A 16,291-nucleotide genomic window follows, 5' to 3' on the forward strand; every position below is an offset into this window, starting at 1 on the left:
ATCACCCCACCAACACCGCCTTCAAACGGTGACGAGAGCACCGGAACGGAGGTCGCCTGAAACACCCCGATCCACAGGTATTGACAATTTCTCGGTTGGTTGGTGATTATTCCTCAGTGTTGGTGGCCGTGGTAGGTGTGCGGCCGAGGTCGCGGTCTTTGAGTCGGTAGCTGTCTCCTTTCAGGGTGATGACTTCGGCGTGGTGGACGAGGCGGTCGATCATGGCGGCGGCCACGACGTCGTCGCCGAACACTTCGCCCCAGCGGCCGAAGGCTTTGTTGGAGGTGACGATCAGGCTGGCGCGTTCGTAGCGGGCGGAGACCAGTTGGAAGAACAGGTTGGCGGCTTCGGGTTCGAATGGGATGTAGCCGACTTCGTCGATGACGATGAGCGGGTAGCGGCCCAGTCGGGTCAGTTCGGCGTGGATGCGTCCGGCTTGGTGGGCTTCGGCCAGTCGTGCGACCCATTCGGCGGCAGTGGCGAACTGGACGCGGTGGCCGGCCTGGCACGCTCGCATGGCCAGTCCGATGGCCAGGTGGGTCTTGCCGGTTCCGGGTGGGCCGAGGAAGACGACGTTGTCGCGGGCGGTGACGAAATCCAGCGTCCCGAGGTGGGCGATGGTGTCGCGTTTGAGTCCGCGGGCGTGGTCGAAGTCGAACTCCTCCAACGACTTGCGGGCAGGGAAGCGGGCTGCGCGGATGCGGCCCTCCCCGCCGTGGGACTCTCGCGCCGAGACCTCGCGCTGCAGACAGGCCGCAAGATACTCCTCATGGGTCCAGTTCTCCGCCCGCGCGCGTTCGGCCAGTCGGGCGATCGAATCCCGCAGCGTCGGCGCCTTCAATGCACGGGTCAGATAAGCCAGCTCGGCGGTCACGTCGCGGCCGGCGGTAGCGGTGGTCTTGGTAGCGGCCATCAGGCGGCACCGCCATCGATATCCACTCCGAACGCCGCGTCGTAGGACGACAGGTCCCGCACCGCCACTTCGGACTCCAACGGTGGTGACGGGATCTGGATTCGTCTGCGCCGCAAAACCTTCGCCGCTTCAACGTGTATCGGATCGGAGATGGTCTGATGCGTGGCCCAGATCCGGTCGTGGGTAGCGACGGGCTGCCCGTCGCAGAACGCCTGCACCCGGTCGAGATCGGCGCGCACCAGCACCCGCCGGCCGACCGCGGCGGGATGCACCGAGTAGTCGTTGCCGTCCAGGCGGATGTAGTGATCCCGCGGCAACCGCAACGACGAACACCAGCCCGTGGCTGGCGCCACGGGCGGCAGCGCGAGCATCGCCGCCCGATCCGCGCAGATCCGATCGGTCGGAGCGCAGGCCAGTGCGCGGCGAGGGCGGGTGTTGGCCAGGGCCAGCCAGTCGGCCAGCTGGGTGTTGAAATCCGCCGGCGAGACGAACGTCCGTCCCGGCAGGAACGAGCGCTCCAGATAGTCGTGGGAGCGTTCGATGAGGCCCTTGGCTTCCGGGTCGGCTGGCCGGCAGACGATGACCTTGCTGGCCAGCACACCGCGAAAAGCCTGGCACTCCTTGGTCAGTTCCACCCGTCCGCCGCGCCAGCGTCCGATCGCGCCTTCACCGTCCCAGACCAAGGCTCGCGGCACCGCGCCGAGCCGGCTGATCAGCTCCCACCACCCGGCGAACAAATCCTCGGCACGACGACTGGGTAGCAGCATGGCCAGCAGCCAGCGGGAGTAGGCGCTGATCATCGTCAGTACCGGCAGCCGGGTCGCGGTGCGGGTCTGGCCGAAGCCGACCGGGATCTCGACGTCGGGAAACCACAAATCGCACTGGGCGATCTCCCCAGCGGCGTAGGCCGTGCGCGAGGCCGGGTCCGGCGGCAGATACACCGGCCGCAACTCGGCCACCCGCGCCGACAACACTCGGATCGAACGGTCCCACCCGATCCGCTCGGCGATCACCGTGGCCGGCATCCTCGGATAGACCTGCAGCAGTTCCCGAATCCGCGGTTCGACCGCATCGACGACCGAACCCCGCGGCCGCCGTTCGTACTTCGGCGGCCCATCATCAGCCAGCGCCGACTTCACGGTGTTCTTCGAGATGTTCAACGTCCGCGCGATCACCTTGATCGGCAGGCCCTCGGCCCGGTGCAGACGACGAATCTCCGCCCAATCCTCCACAGACAACATTCCCTTCTGGTCCTCCTGGCTCGACTAGAGCCAGGCCACCGGACCAGGGGGTCAATTTTCAGTTGCCGCGCCGGGGTCAGATTTCACGTGCCGCCGACATTGGACACTCGGCCACTCAATCATACGACGCGACAGTTCCCTTGAATTCGGACCACGAGAGGCGTCACCGCGACCATGCCGAATCGTTTTGCCACCTTGACCGCCGTCTGCATGCTGATCCCGGTTGGGGTTGCGCCACTCGCGTCGGCCGAACCGCCCCCGGATCCCGCGGTGGAGCCGGCGGGAAACGCCGCACCTCCACCCCCGCCGAACAACGGCGCCGTCCCGCCCGCGGCACCGGGGGTCTTGGATACCCCGGACGGTTGGCATTTGACGGTGTCCGCGGTGGCCGAGACCCAGCTGCCGGTGGCGCCGCTGACTACCTCGCTGGCGTCGCGCGAATACCTCGTGGGCGGCACGTTCGCCGGGGCGATCACGGGCTCGGGTAAAACCGAGCTGAACGGCGGAAAACTGGAGGCAGGCTATCAGATCGGCTGCGGCATTACGCAAAATACTATCGAAACTCTTGTCGGGGCCGGTATTACCCCTTCGATCCGCATACCGTTTGCTGACAACGATCCGTCCTTCGCTCCGAACCTCACATACCGGGGAAGAATAGACCTCCGTCCCGGCACCGTGTCCACGGTTGCGGTCGACGAGAAAGAGTTCGAGGGGAAAGAAACGCGGGTCACGATCACCGGTTTCCGCATTGGCGTCGACCAATGTGCCGGTCAGTCGTTCATCCGGTCGTACGCGACGTTGACCAGCTCGACCGAGAACACCGAGGACGTCATCACCTATCTCGGTGTCACCAAGGCCGTGTGATGCGGTTTCGCAAGCGCGGCTGTGCCGGCGTCGATTTGGTGCCGCCGCGAAAGCCGCTCATGCAGCGAGACCTCGTGGGTTCAGGGATCGAGGCGCCGGTTCGCCTCCCGCCGACACCGGCGTATCCGTCACCGTGGTCACGCCCTGAACTGTCCGCCGACGTGATCAATCGCGCAGTGACCGAAGCGGTCCCGCGGGTCACGGTGCGTCGCCGGCTGGCCGCGGCGCGATCAAGCCGCGCCAATGGTTCACGTGTGCCGTTATCCGGCGAATCCATTTCAGAAATGGCTTACCAGCTTGAGAGACGCGCACTCGATAGTTTCGGGTGGCAAGTGTTGTTCATCCGTTCACCGTTTAGATACCTGGTCCATCGATCATTCGGCGGAACAGTTGCTTTGGATTACGACGACGAGAGGCGCCCCCGCACAAAGTTTTATCGTTTAGCCACTCTGGCCGCTGTTTGCATGCTGGTCTCGACCGGGACAGCTCCGCTCGCCGCGGCGGAGCCGGATCCCAACCCGCCGCCGGTACCCGTCGCAAACGCCGGTCCCCCGCCGGACACCGGCGCCGTCCCGTCGGAGCAGCCGGGAATCGTCACGACCCCGGACGGCTGGCAGTTGACGGTGGCTGCGCTGAACGAGACCCAGCTGCCGGTGGCGCCGCTGACTACCGCGCTGTCGTCGCGCGAATACCTCGTGGGCGCCACGTTTACCGGGTCGATCACGGGCTCGGGTGACACCACGTTGGACGGCGGAAAGCTGGAGGTCGGCTATCAGATCGGCTGCGGCATCGAACTGGAGAGGGTCAGGCTGGCTGGCCAGATCGGCATTGGCACGTCGGGGTCGACGCTCGCGGGTCTCGTACCTACCGGCGCCTCGCTCCCGATCAGCGGTACGTTTGAAGTCCAGCCCAAGCCGGGCGAGGTGACCACCGTTTCGGTGACCAAGAAGAAGTTCAAGGCCCAGGATGCCCGGGTCACCGTCAAGGATGTTCACATCAAGATCGACGGCTGCGTCGGTCAGTCGTTCCTGCGGTCATTCGCGGTATTGACGAGTTCGACCGCGGACACCAACGACATCGTCGCTTACTACGGCGTCACCAAGACCGTCTGACATCAGAGGTGGAGCGTGGGTATCCGAGCCGAAGGAGACGCCAGCCATGAGTAGCCGAGATCGCGGGGCGGTCGCCAAGGACGTGATCGCGAGCATTGTGGTGGCCGGTGCGCTCGCCGTCGGTGCGGCGGTCGCCCACGCGGCGCCCGCCGCTGCGGACCCTCCCGCGCCGCCCGCTGATCCGGCGATTCCGGTCCCGCCGCCGCAAGGGCCGACGATACCGATCATCGGCGCGCCTTTAGGGCCTAGTGGGCTTTCGGGATTGGCGCAAATTGGGGCTCCTGCCGCCGGCCCTCTTGGCCTACCCGAGATGCCCGACCCGACCGTCGGCAACGACTTGATGCTGGGCCAGAACCCAATTCCCTCGCCACCGGGCGGCCCCCCAGGCACGCCGCCGAACCTCAACGCGTTCAACAACGCCTACCTGCTCCCGCAGAACGTCGATCCCGCAGCGCCCGGCCAGGGAACGATGTTCGGGGTGGCGCCGGGCGACGAGAATGCGGACATCTCCGGCTTGGACTACCTCAGGCGCCTGCGTGCGATGTATAGCGACGACCGTCTGAAAGGCGGGCTTCTCGGCCAGATGCCACTGGATCAGCTCGGTGAGCCGCTGCCTGGTACCGCGCCCCCGCCCGGTACTGCGATTCCGGCCGGGCTGGGACAGGTCTTGCCGGATCAACCGCCGATCGTTTCACCCGGGCCGCCGCCGGTAAGTCCACCGGGGCCGCCGCCGGCCGGTTAACCTCCGCCGGTCCGTGGTACGCGGACCGCGTCGACGGTCGCTTCGATCAGCCGGTCTAGCACTTCGGCCGTTGCGCCAGTCCTGGTGCGGAGGGTGATCGCGTTCAGTGTCTCGGTCGCGATCTCGGCGAGCGCGCCGGTCGCCCAAGGCCAGAGCATCGGCGGCACACCACGTCAGATTTCACTCCCCGACGTTCGCGCATGCTCCACAACCGGCGAGTAAAGCAGAGGCGCCACAACGCGGTAGGCCGGCTATCGGCTCACCAGTGGTTGGTGCTTCCCCAGGCAAAGTACCGGTAACCGAACTGCAGGTCCTGGCGATGCGCGTCGAACAGCGCGATGCCCATTGCTCCTCAGCGATGTCGGCGTCGCTGACCCGGTCGCGCGCAGCGGCCGTGCACCAGACAGGGGTGTAACATAGACGTATTCGCATAAGTCGATCCAGAATGGGGGGCGGGGCATGCGTAAGAGCCTTCTCGCCATCGCGTCCATCGCCGTATCTGGTGTTGTCGCTGCACCGGCGGGCGTCGCGTCGGCCGACTCCGACCTGGAGACCATCAGACAGCTGACTGCCGACGGCTATACAGTCAACATCGATCGGGTTGGGAGCGCCGCGCCCGGCGAATGTACCGTAACGAGCGTCCGCAACCCGACTGCGATCACTCGTTTGGTGAGGTTTGGAACCGGCAACAGATCCCGGCTGATTCCGATCACTGTCAGCAAAACGATCCAGGTCTCGCTGTTCTGCGACTGACCCGCGGACAGCCAGAACGTCTGTAGCAGTTCGGTCTTCGGCTCGAAGGGGGCTCTGAACTAGCCTGGATTCGGTCGGGCGGGTCGGACAGTTCCAACCCGCGCAGCGCCGACGCGACCACGGCCTCGCCCGGCGTGATGTTCACAGCGGAATCGGCGAGACTCGGTATGGCGAGTCAGCCCACCGTCATCCACGCAGCCGCCTCGATGTCCTCCAGGAGATCCGCTGTGTCCAAGAGCACTGGCGGTGATGTTGCCGCCGCACACGCAGGCCTTGAATCTGACTAGTGTGTCAGGGAAGTCAGGCCGCAACGGGGAAGAATCACGACGCGGCGGTCTTTTGCGATTCCTCATCAAAATGGAGCCAGCTCTTAGGGTCTGGCTGCGTGCATTGCACACCCGTCATCACACACAAATCAGAAATATCTAGGCTAGGTGTAATAGACGAAGGCAGCCATGCCCGCCTCCAGGTGATACGTGTTGTGGCAGTGGATGAGCCACCGACCGGGGTTGTCGGTGTCGAAGTCGACTTCGACGGTTTGCAGCGGCGGCACCAATACTGTGTCTTTGCGCGCCGTGCGCCCGGTGGGCCGAACGACCTGAAACGTGTGGCCGTGCAGATGCATCGGATGAAACATCTTGGACTCGTTGACATAGCGTATGCGCACCCGCTGGCCGCCCCGGATAGGGTAACCGTCGTTCGGCGGATCGTACAGCTTGCCGTTGATCGGCCAGTCGTAGCGGTTCACCGGGCCGGCTAGCCGCATGTCGATGATGTCGTCCGGATCGCGTTGCGGTAGTTGAACTTCCGGTGCGGCCATCAACTGTGAGGTGTCCAAGGGGATACCGCTCCGCAAGGCGGCGACGAACTGGGCGACGTTGACACCGCTCGGTGCGCCATCGACTCGCATATTCAATTGTGCGTAGCCAGCTTTCTGCTCAGCGGCGGCGACCACCGGAACCGAGGCGCCGAGCGTGATCGTGGCGTCCACCCGCTCTCCCATACCCAAGATCACCGACTCGGCTTGCGCCGGGACCACCGGAAAACCATCGGTATGGGTGACGGTCAGAACATGGTCGGGCACCGCTACCCGAAACGCGGTGTCGGACGCCACGTTCATCACCCGCAGCCGAATGCGCTGCCCAGCACGATAATCCAGCACCTTCGGATCTGCCGCGACCCTGCCGTTGATGAGATAGTAGGGATACATGACGTCCCCGCCGTCGTCTCCGAGCGGTCTGGTCGCCGTGACGCCGGCATCAGTACCAACTTCGGCCATTTCGCCCATGTCTGCCATGCCGGTCTTCTTCAGGTCTGCCAGTACCCGATCCGGGTCGGTGCCTGTGCCGTCGATCCAGTCGTCGAGCATGATTATCAGCTCGTGGTCGTAATCGGTGCGCTCATCGGGGTCCTCGATGATCAACGGACCGTAGAGCCCTCGATCCAGTTGGGTGCCGACATGGGAGTGGTACATGTAAGTTCCAGCATCGGGCACGGCGAACTCGTAGGTGAAACGCTCCCCGGACGGGATCGGCGACTGAGTGAGCACCGGCACACCGTCCATGTCGTTGCGGAGCGCCACGCCATGCCAGTGAATCGTGGTGTCGCCCGGCAACTGGTTTGTCACCCGGGCACGTAGCGTCTCGCCCTTGCGAATGCGGATCTCCTTGCCCGGGACCTCATTGCCGTATGCCCAGGTGCCCACGGTGACGCCGCCTAGGTCGATCTCGGTGGCGGTCGGCTCGAGAGTGACATCGACCGCGTCGGCCGCTCTGGTCGATTCCGACCGTGGCGAGCAGGCAACCGCCAGGCCGGCGGCGGCGGACAGCGTCAGGAACCCTCGCCGATCGATCATGTGATCAGTATGCCACCGAGCCAGCCTTGAGCCGTGGAGCAAGCAGCTCGGCCCAGCAGGTCGGGCAGGATTCTGCGCGACGATCGCGATGGCGATGCACGGAGACTACCTGGCCGAAATCGCCGTCCTGCGCAAACAACAAGCGGTTTTCGCTACGGATAGCCGATATCGAAGTGCGGCTGCGCCAGCGCTCGACAGCGACCCCGACATGCCAGTCGCCAGCATCGGCGACAGGTAGCGGCCCGAAACAGGCACTGGAAACGTGGATTCACGTTTCCAGTGTAGTGGTGTGGCCGGTCCATCTCGGCCGCGAAGAAAGCCGACGCATCGATCTCGGCCTGGCGAATCGGCCCCGCTGGACGTCTGCTGGTACGAAACCGCCGGACGCGACGCGGTCCCGTTGAGCCCACCGCACATGCTCGAGGTTTCGCCTCGACAACTGGCCATCGGATTGCTGGCCTAGGGTGCGACCGACGTCCGGGAAGGTGTACTGCACGGACCGTGACGTGGCCCTCTGTTGCACCATCCCCGCTGAGCCCGTTGCCTGAGACTAAGTGGAACTGGCTCTTTCGCCGGCGGATACCACGGTTTCAGGGTTGCGCTCGGCACCCGATGGAGCCAGCGGCACGGTGACGGTGAACGCGGCGCCTTTGCCGATGCCGTCGCTGGCCGCGGCGACGCGTCCGTTGTGGGCTTCGACCAGCGCCTTGACGATGGCTAGTCCGATTCCGCCTCCGCCGTAGCCTCGGTCGCGGGCGAGATCGGCTCGATAGAACCGTTCGAACACATGGGGTAGATGTTCGGCGGATATACCTTCACCATTGTCGACGACCGAAAGCGTGAACTCAGCGCCGTCCACCGCCGCGCGGACTTCGACACGTCCTCCTGGCGGCGTGTGGCGCAGTGCGTTGTCGACCAGGTTGCCTAGGATCTGAGATAACCGTTGCGGGTCCCCCCACAGCCGGGGCAGTGTCTTGGGTGATGTGACGACTAGATCGACATGTTTGGTTCGATAGCGTTCTTGCGCGGCCGTCGCAGCGGCATCGATCAACTCGCGTACGCGAGGCGCTGGAACTTCCGGTTGTCGACGAGCTCGATGTTGCTCCCGAAGTCGCCGTGACCGTGCATCCGTCATCGGTGCTGCGCGGGCCACCAGAGGATCGGGAGAAGGCGTTCGAGGCGCTGGTGTCCGATCTGCGGTTCGCCGACGGCCTGCGCTCACACCGCTAGCAGGCGGCCGGCGGCACCCACATCGAGACGGCGGGAGGCACCCAGGCGCACGGACCGCCGTAATGCGGGCCGTTCCAGTAGGCCGGACCGTTCCAGCGCGGACCACGACGGTCGTCCCAGTCGTGCCGGTCATCCCACTTGTCGAGCTTCCACGTCATGCCCGGTGCGCTGGGCACCTCGGCGTTGGCGACACCCGCTCCGACGCCCAGTGCGGTGAACGCCAGCGCGCCGACGAGCCCCGCTTGCACTCCGACCTTCTTTACGCTCACGACCAATCCCTCACTATTGCAACAATTATCGGTTCCGACCCGCGTCGATCTTATACTCGCGGCCCTGACGTCGACGACCGGCGTGGCTCGCTTCGAAGCAGCAAAGGGCAGCCCCGATGCGGGGACGGTGCGCTGAAAAGTGCTGTCGCGCAGCTCGGTTGGAATGCGTTAATTTGCTCTTCGGAAATGCCTCATCACGCGCTGCAAAGAGCAACGGCCCATGCGAGCGAGTGACGGGATTCGAACCCGTGTAAACGGCTTTGCAGGCCGGTGCCTAGCCACTCAGCCACACCCGCATTGACAGTGAGTGTCCCAGCGCGATCAGTCACCGCCCAGCGTTGAAATCGCCGTGATCGTTACCGCGGTTCGCCAGAAGGGTGTCGTCCGCTCCGCGTCGAGCCGACCAGCCCCACCGCGGCCAACGCAGCGAACGCCGCCAGCAGCCACCGCGCCGGCGTGACGTCGCCGCTGTCGGTCATGTTCACCAGCACTCCGGCCAACCCCGCGCCGAAAGCGCCGGCGATCAACTGGACGGTGTTGATTGCAGCAGCCGCGGTCGGCCCCTCCGACGGGTCGTCCACCCGGCTCATCGCCCACGCCGACAGATGCGGCCAGGCGATCCCCACCCCGGCGCCCGTCACGATCAGCGCGACCGCCCAGACCGCCACCACGGCGAACGGTGCGTCGTCCCGCATGGTCACCGCCGCCAGCGCGAGGCCAATAGCCATGAGCGCGGGCGCGACAGCGACCGTGCGCTTGATCGATCGCAGGTTGCTCATCGAGGCGCTACCGATCTCCCCGACCGTCCAACCGAGCGCCAGACCCGCACCGAGAAATCCCGCCGCGACCGGTGTGAGATCGGCCAGCCGCTGCCCGAACAGCGGAACGTACATGTCCGCCATCGTCGCAGCCATCAACACAGCGAGGGTCAGGTAGATCCACTTCAGCGGTCCGCGCCCAAAAGTGCTGGGCGGCAACACCCCAGCGGGTAGCCGACGGTCGACGAACAGGAACACCGCCACCAAAACGCCTCCGAAGCCGAGCAGCACGGCCGTGGGCCACACCCCGCGCGGGATACCGGCTGCGCTGACGGCCAACGCCGCGACACCCAACAACAGCAGCGACCACATGGGTATCGGCGTTCGCGGCGCATCGACGTCGGCGTGAGTGCGCCTGGGCAACGCCAGCGGGACCAGCACCGCGATGGCTGCAGTCAGGATTGCCAGCGCGCCGAACGCCCAACGCCACGAGGCATATTGGGAGAACAGACCCCCGGCGGCAGGACCGAGCAACGTCCCAACACCCCACATCGCCGAAACGAGGGCCGACGCCTTGGTCCACAACCACTGAGGCAACGCCGTATTGATCACCGCATAGCCCAACCCGGCCAGCAGCCCGCCCGCCAGCCCCTGCACCGTGCGGCCGACAAGCAGGGCTTCCATCGTGGGCGCCGCCGCACAGGCGACGCTGCCCAGGCCGAATACGGACAGCGCCGCCAGATACGACACCCGCGGCCCGATACGCATCAACGTCGAGTGCACGGTGGTCGCGGCGATCACCGAAGCGACCAGGTACACCGTGGTCACCCATGCGTACAGCCGGTAACCGCCGATATCGGCCACCGCGCTGGGCATCAGGCTGATGGTGAGGAACTCGTTGGTGGCGTACAGCGCGACCCCGCCGGCCAGGACGGTGCTGGCGCCGAGGTACTTCGGTCCCAACAGGTCGCGCCAGCGCCCGGTACTGGTCGTCGGCGCGGTGTCGGTCACGCCGGACACGCTACGAGCTCAACCTTCGTTCAGGTCAAGCGGCGACCTCAACCGGCCGGGGTGATGAGCCCGTAGTGGCCGTCGTAACGGTGGTAGAGCACGGCTGCACGACCTTGTGCCGCGTCGATGAAGAACATGAACGGCAGCCCCAGCAGACCCATCCGCTCGGCGGCCTGCTCAACGGTGAGGCACGGCGCCGGCTGCGGACTGATGGTCAGCGGCAATTCGAACGGCGCCAGCTCCTCCTCCGAGGCCGGCTGCACCTGTGCCAGCCGGTGACCGGTCGGGCCGTCCTTGTAGAGCACACTCGCCATCCCGGTGCGCTCCTCGGTGAACAGGTGGAAGTCGTAGTCGAGCAACGCCATCTCCAGCGCCGCCTCGTCAACAGTGCACGGCGCGAGCGTGAAGGACTTGCGCCGCACGATTTGGCGTTCGTCGGGCGCCACGTTCAGGCGGGTCGGCCGTTGCGTCGGTTCGGCGTCGGCTTCGTCGGGAACCCGGATGGTCCGGCCGTCGCGTCGCGCCTCCCAGTGGTCGGCGGCTCGCCGGAGCCGACGTCGGAGGCGCTCCTCGAGCCGGTCGATCGCGTCACGCGCGGTCTCGCCCTCAGCCTCCGCCCGCACCAGCCGGCCATTCAGGTCGAGGTTGCCCTGGGCCAGTACCGGACGCTCGGTATCCGGATCCCCGTGGCGGGTCAGTTTGACGTGGGCGTGTGCCAGCGGGCGGTGGACGAACCGGGACAGGTCGGCGATCTTGGTCCGCGCGTATTCGGCGGCACCCGGAAGATCACCGCGTGTGGTGACGTCGACGTGGACTGTGGGCGCGATATCGATTCTGTCACTCATACTTTCGTTCTACGTGAGCCGAGCCGTAGGCGCTAGGGACGAAAGTCCCTGCGACGCGCCGATCACTTCAGGCCCGCGGCGTCCATCCCACGCAGTTCCTTCTTGAGGTCGTGGATCTCGTCGCGGATGCGCGCGGCCAGTTCGAACTGCAGATCACGTGCCGCGGCCATCATCTGTTCGGTCAGGTCCCTGATCAGGTCGGCCAACTCGGCTCGCGGCATGTTCGAGGTGTCGCGCCCCTCGATGATGCCGGCGCTGACCGCCCGCCCGGGCTCGCCTTGTGCCCGGCGTCCCCGCGACGCGTTGCGCCCGGAACCGCCCACCTCGACATCATCGGCTTCGCGGTACACCTGGTCGAGAATGTCGGCGATCTTCTTGCGCAACGGCTTTGGATCGATACCGTGCGCCTCGTTGTAAGCGATCTGCTTGGCACGACGGCGCTCGGTTTCGTCGATGGCTTCCCGCATCGATTCGGTGATGTTGTCGGCGTACATGTGGACCTCGCCCGACACGTTGCGGGCGGCGCGGCCGATGGTCTGGATCAGGCTGCGGGTGGACCGGAGGAACCCTTCCTTGTCCGCGTCGAGGATGGCCACCAGTGACACCTCCGGCAGGTCGAGACCCTCGCGGAGCAGGTTGATGCCGACCAGTACGTCGTAGTCGCCCAGGCGCAGTTGACGCAGCAGTTCGACCCGGCGCAGCGTGTCCACCTCGGAGTGCAGGTAGCGAACCCGGATCCCCATCTCGAGCAGGTAGTCGGTGAGGTCCTCGGCCATCTTCTTGGTCAGCGTGGTCACGAGCACCCGCTCGTCGCGCTCGGTGCGCGTGCGGATCTCGCCGATCAGATCGTCGATCTGCCCCTTCGTCGGCTTCACGACGACCTTGGGATCCACCAAACCCGTTGGGCGGATGACCTGTTCGACGAACTCACCCCCGGACTGGCTGAGCTCGTACGGTCCTGGCGTCGCCGACAGGTACACCGTCTGCCCGATGCGGTCGGCGAACTCCTCCCAGGTGAGCGGGCGATTGTCGACGGCCGAGGGTAGCCGGAAACCGAAGTCGACGAGGTTGCGCTTACGCGACATGTCGCCCTCGTACATGCCGCCGATCTGCGGCACGGTCACGTGGGATTCGTCGATGACGAGCAGGAAGTCCTCGGGGAAGTAGTCGAGCAGCGTGGCGGGCGCCGAGCCGGCGGGCCTGGCGTCGATGTGACGCGAGTAGTTCTCGATGCCCGAGCAGAAGCCGACCTGACGCATCATCTCGACGTCGTAGTTGGTGCGCATCCGCAGCCGCTGCGCCTCCAACAGCTTGCCCTGCCCCTCCAGTTCGGCCAGCCGCTCCTCGAGCTCCTGTTCGATGGTCGATATTGCGTGTGCCATGCGCTCCGGGCCTGCGACATAGTGGGTGGCCGGGAAGATCCGCAGCGAATCGACCTTGCGGACGACGTCGCCGGTCAACGGGTGCAGGTAGTACAGCTCCTCGATCTCGTCGCCGAAGAACTCGATGCGGACTGCCAGCTCCTCGTAGGACGGAATGATCTCGACGGTGTCGCCGCGCACGCGGAAGGAGCCGCGGGTGAACGCCATGTCGTTGCGGGTGTACTGCACGTCGACGAGCAGTCGCAGCAGCCCGTCCCGCGGCACCTCCTGGCCCACCTGCAGCTCGACCGACCGGTCCAGGTATGACTGCGGTGTGCCCAGGCCGTAGATGCAGGACACCGAGGCGACCACGACCACGTCGCGACGGGACAGCAGGCTCGAGGTGGCCGAGTGCCGCAGCCGCTCGACGTCGTCGTTGATCGAGCTGTCCTTCTCGATGTAGGTGTCGGTCTGGGCGATGTACGCCTCGGGCTGGTAATAGTCGTAATACGAGACGAAGTACTCGACCGCGTTGTGCGGCAACATCTCCCGCAGTTCGTTTGCCATCTGCGCGGCGAGCGTCTTGTTCGGCTCCATCACCAGTGTGGGCCGCTGTACCCGCTCGATGAGCCACGCCGTCGTTGCCGACTTACCGGTGCCGGTGGCACCCAGCAGCACCACGTCGTGCTCCCCCGCCCGGATACGGCGCTCCAGCTCGTCGATGGCCGCCGGCTGGTCGCCCGCCGGTGCGTACGGGCTGACCACCTCGAAGCGTCCGCCTTTGCGCACGATCGCATCGACGGGGCGGTACTCCGAGTGCGCGAGCACGGGGTGTTCAGTCGCGAAAGCCATAATCACCCAGGGTAAGCGCGTGCTCTGACAAGTTCATTCCCGCTGCGCCCTATCCTGTCCTCATCCACCCTCCCAAACACGAGACATTCGACCTCGTCGCCCGCACCAACACCGATCCGAAGGGCATCGTGCGGGCGGTCGACGTCTACACCGTCCAACCGTGGGGCCTGTACATGGCCCGCCCCACCCCGGGCCGGCCGCAATTCCACTATCTGGAGTCCTGGCTGCTGCCCTCTCTGGGACTGCGCGCGACGGTGTTCCACTTCAACGCAGGTCACGAGCGGGACCAGGATTACTACCTGGACGTTGGCCACTACACGCCGGGCCCCGAGGTCTGGCACGCCGAAGACCACTACCTCGACCTGGTGGTCCGAACCGGCCGCGGCGTCGAACTGCACGACGTCGACGAACTGTTCACCGCCATACGGCACAACCTGCTGGCGCCCGAGACCGGTGAGCAGGCCGTCCAGACCGCGGTGGCCGCCATCGACGGGCTGGCCCGCCACGACTACGACCTCAACCGGTGGCTGGCCGAAAGTGGTATGCCACTCACCTGGCGCGACGACTAGACGTGCCCCGCTGCGGCGCCCGACTCGACTGCCAACCGGCCGACGGGTAACGAACGACCTGCAGTTATCGATCTTGATTCCGATGGTTACCGCTACGAATTTGTCTGCCCAGGTAAGGCCGGTATTCTCTCGTCGCATGTCCCCCACAGCCCGCACCGCAGGCGCGACGGCCGCGGCGATGCTCGTGGGCTCGGTCCTGTTCCCGGGTGGCGCCGCGGCCCAACCGAGCGCCGAGACCGAGGCGCAGCCTGCGCCCGAGGTTCTGCACAACGTCATCTACCGAGCGCGCGCGGACGGTACCTCCCGCGGCGCGGTCGTCGCGTACAAGATGGACGACCAGAACGTCAACAGCGCGCAGCCCACGCTCCTACCCGGTCAGACGTTCGAGGTCAACGCTGTGCTGGCCGATCCCCAACTGGCCGGGATGGAGATCTCCATCGAATGGCCCTACGGCTCCAACCTGCACTGCGAGATCCTCGTCGACGACCAGGTCGTCGCCAAGGCCGACCAGTTCATCGCGCCGCGACTGCTCCGGCCCAAGGACGACCCGATGTACGGGGTGCTGCAATGCGGAGCCCCGCTGAACCTCCCGATCGACGGGGCCGGCACCCCGCCGCCCGACGCCGGCACCCCACCGCCGGCCTAGGCGCCGGCGGGCATCCCGCTGGGGACTACGGCCGCCATCCGGTGGCGTCGGCCCACTCCCACGCGCGCCGATAGGCGTCGAGGAACCAGGGCTCCTTCGCGTCGGCATAGGCACCCGTGGACACGTGTCCCTCCCCGGCGACCCGCCGCTTCAACGAGAGGTAATCGGCCTGGACGCCGGGGTTCGCGCGCATCCAGTCCACGAACAGCAATGCGAACTGCTGACCCGGCCATCCGTCGACACGAATGTGAACGTTGGTCGGTCGCCCGGGATCGGCCGAGCTGTGAATACGCTTGTGCCACAACGCCTCGTCGTTGGAGTGGTCGAACTCGGCGACCGTGCTGCGCGCATCGGGCTTGGCGACATCCGCGGTGACCGGCCCGCGCACATATCCCGCAGCGGTCAGCGCCTCGTCGAGTTCGTCGGCATCCGCGAGCGACGCGACCGTCACCTGAACGTCGATCACGTCCTTGGCGTCCATCCCCGGCACCGCCGTGGAGCCGATGTGGTCGACGCGGACGGCGCGGTGCCCGCATGCGGTGTTGAGCCGCGCCACGATACGCCGCGCCTGATCGGGCCATGCCGGGTCGAAGGGCACCAGGACCGGCTTCGAGGGCGCGGGCCGATTCTCGTGCAGGTTGTGTGCGAACGCCAGGATGCGCTCGTGCCACAGCGCGCGGGCTTTCTCGACCAGTTCGCCCGCCGTGCCCGAGTTGTCGAGCCAGACGTCGGCGACCGCGCGGCGCTGTTCCTCGGTGGCTTGCGCGGCGATCCGGGCCCTGGCGTCCTCTTCGGTGAAGCCCCGGTACTCGATCAGCCGCTTCACCCGCAGCTCCTCATCGGCGTGAACGATCACCACCAACGGAAACATCGGCGCCATACCGGATTCGACGAGCAGCGGGATGTCCTCGATGATCACGGCGTCGTCGGCCGCGGCCGCGATGAGCTCGGACCGGCGGTGGGCCACCAGCGGGTGCACGATGCCGTTGAGCGTTTGACGCTTCTCCTCGTCGCTGAACGCGATCGCGGCCAGCGCGGGGCGGTTCAACGCCCCGTCATCGTGCAGGATCTCGCGGCCGAACGCGTCGACCAGCTTGGCCAACCCCTCGGTCCCCGGTTCGACGACCTCCCGGGCTATCACGTCGCCGTCGACGACGATGCCCCCCAGATCACTGAACGTCGAAGATACAGTCGATTTTCCGGCGCCGATACCGCCGGACAGGCCAATGCGCAGCACGGCACCAGTCTGTCAGGGCCTCTCGACGACGAA

General features: G+C 66.1%; 15 protein-coding genes and 1 tRNA gene. 6 read left to right on the top strand and 10 right to left on the bottom strand.

Annotated features, from left to right (window positions below; translation table 11 throughout):
* Positions 1–106 precede the first annotated feature (106 nt).
* Together istB and istA are read right to left on the bottom strand one after the other, a co-directional pair.
* A complete protein-coding gene (istB, locus tag RMCN_RS21820) occupies positions 107–913 on the bottom strand; it encodes an IS21-like element helper ATPase IstB (RefSeq protein ID WP_067393661.1) in 807 nt (268 codons plus the stop codon).
* A complete protein-coding gene (gene istA / locus RMCN_RS21825) occupies positions 913–2,154 on the bottom strand; it encodes an IS21 family transposase (RefSeq protein ID WP_067393662.1) in 1,242 nt (413 codons plus the stop codon). The genes istB and istA overlap by 1 nt, the downstream gene beginning before the upstream one ends.
* 384 nt (positions 2,155–2,538) lie before the next feature.
* On the opposite strand from istA, the gene RMCN_RS21830 reads away from it, so the two are divergent.
* The 4 genes from RMCN_RS21830 (at position 2,539) to RMCN_RS21845 (ending at position 5,625) form a co-directional block, all read left to right on the top strand.
* Positions 2,539–3,018 (top strand): MspA family porin, encoded by a 480-nt coding sequence (locus RMCN_RS21830; protein WP_324609722.1) that lies wholly within the window; start codon positions 2,539–2,541, stop codon positions 3,016–3,018.
* Between the two features lie 464 nt (positions 3,019–3,482).
* Positions 3,483–4,130: an MspA family porin gene (locus tag RMCN_RS21835; RefSeq protein ID WP_067393666.1), complete on the top strand. Its 648-nt coding sequence runs from the start codon at positions 3,483–3,485 to the stop codon at positions 4,128–4,130.
* Positions 4,131–4,176: 46 nt separating this feature from the next.
* Positions 4,177–4,872, top strand: coding sequence for a hypothetical protein (locus RMCN_RS21840; protein WP_084377652.1), 696 nt, complete (start codon positions 4,177–4,179; stop codon positions 4,870–4,872).
* A 459-nt stretch (positions 4,873–5,331) separates the two neighbouring features.
* Positions 5,332–5,625, top strand: coding sequence for a hypothetical protein (locus RMCN_RS21845; protein WP_067393667.1), 294 nt, complete (start codon positions 5,332–5,334; stop codon positions 5,623–5,625).
* Positions 5,626–6,055: 430 nt separating this feature from the next.
* On the opposite strand, the gene RMCN_RS21850 is transcribed toward RMCN_RS21845, so the two are convergent.
* The 7 genes from RMCN_RS21850 to uvrB all read right to left on the bottom strand — a co-directional run bounded on the left by RMCN_RS21850 (position 6,056) and on the right by uvrB (position 13,806).
* Positions 6,056–7,480, bottom strand: coding sequence for a multicopper oxidase family protein (locus tag RMCN_RS21850; RefSeq protein WP_067393669.1), 1,425 nt, complete (start codon positions 7,478–7,480; stop codon positions 6,056–6,058).
* Between the two features lie 550 nt (positions 7,481–8,030).
* Positions 8,031–8,531: a sensor histidine kinase gene (locus RMCN_RS21855; protein ID WP_409366065.1), complete on the bottom strand. Its 501-nt coding sequence runs from the start codon at positions 8,529–8,531 to the stop codon at positions 8,031–8,033.
* 175 nt (positions 8,532–8,706) lie between these two features.
* Positions 8,707–8,979 carry a hypothetical protein gene (locus RMCN_RS21865; RefSeq protein WP_067393671.1) on the bottom strand — a complete coding sequence of 91 codons (273 nt, stop codon included), beginning with the start codon at positions 8,977–8,979 and terminating at the stop codon, positions 8,707–8,709.
* A gap of 225 nt (positions 8,980–9,204) precedes the next feature.
* Positions 9,205–9,275: transfer RNA gene (locus RMCN_RS21870), tRNA-Cys, on the bottom strand.
* Positions 9,276–9,335: 60 nt separating this feature from the next.
* Entirely contained in the window at positions 9,336–10,748 is a 1,413-nt protein-coding gene (locus tag RMCN_RS21875) for an MFS transporter (RefSeq protein WP_067393724.1), read from the bottom strand.
* A gap of 47 nt (positions 10,749–10,795) precedes the next feature.
* Positions 10,796–11,593, bottom strand: coding sequence for an HPF/RaiA family ribosome-associated protein (locus RMCN_RS21880; RefSeq protein ID WP_067393673.1), 798 nt, complete (start codon positions 11,591–11,593; stop codon positions 10,796–10,798).
* A 62-nt stretch (positions 11,594–11,655) separates the two neighbouring features.
* A complete protein-coding gene (gene uvrB, locus RMCN_RS21885) occupies positions 11,656–13,806 on the bottom strand; it encodes an excinuclease ABC subunit UvrB (RefSeq protein ID WP_067393674.1) in 2,151 nt (716 codons plus the stop codon).
* A gap of 62 nt (positions 13,807–13,868) precedes the next feature.
* Between uvrB and RMCN_RS21890 the strand changes: the two genes are divergently transcribed.
* Complete coding sequence (locus RMCN_RS21890) at positions 13,869–14,375, top strand: ribonuclease FAU-1 family protein (RefSeq protein ID WP_084377654.1); 507 nt, start codon at positions 13,869–13,871, stop codon at positions 14,373–14,375.
* A gap of 136 nt (positions 14,376–14,511) precedes the next feature.
* Entirely contained in the window at positions 14,512–15,021 is a 510-nt protein-coding gene (locus RMCN_RS21895) for an Rv2576c family protein (RefSeq protein ID WP_067393680.1), read from the top strand.
* A 25-nt stretch (positions 15,022–15,046) separates the two neighbouring features.
* Here the strand turns inward: RMCN_RS21895 and coaE are convergent, their stop codons facing one another.
* Entirely contained in the window at positions 15,047–16,258 is a 1,212-nt protein-coding gene (gene coaE, locus RMCN_RS21900) for a dephospho-CoA kinase (protein WP_067393683.1), read from the bottom strand.
* Positions 16,259–16,291 lie beyond the last annotated feature (33 nt).

It is taken from the genome of Mycolicibacterium novocastrense, from assembly GCF_001570485.1.
In the GTDB taxonomy this organism is placed as follows: Bacteria; Actinomycetota; Actinomycetes; order Mycobacteriales; family Mycobacteriaceae; genus Mycobacterium; species Mycobacterium novocastrense.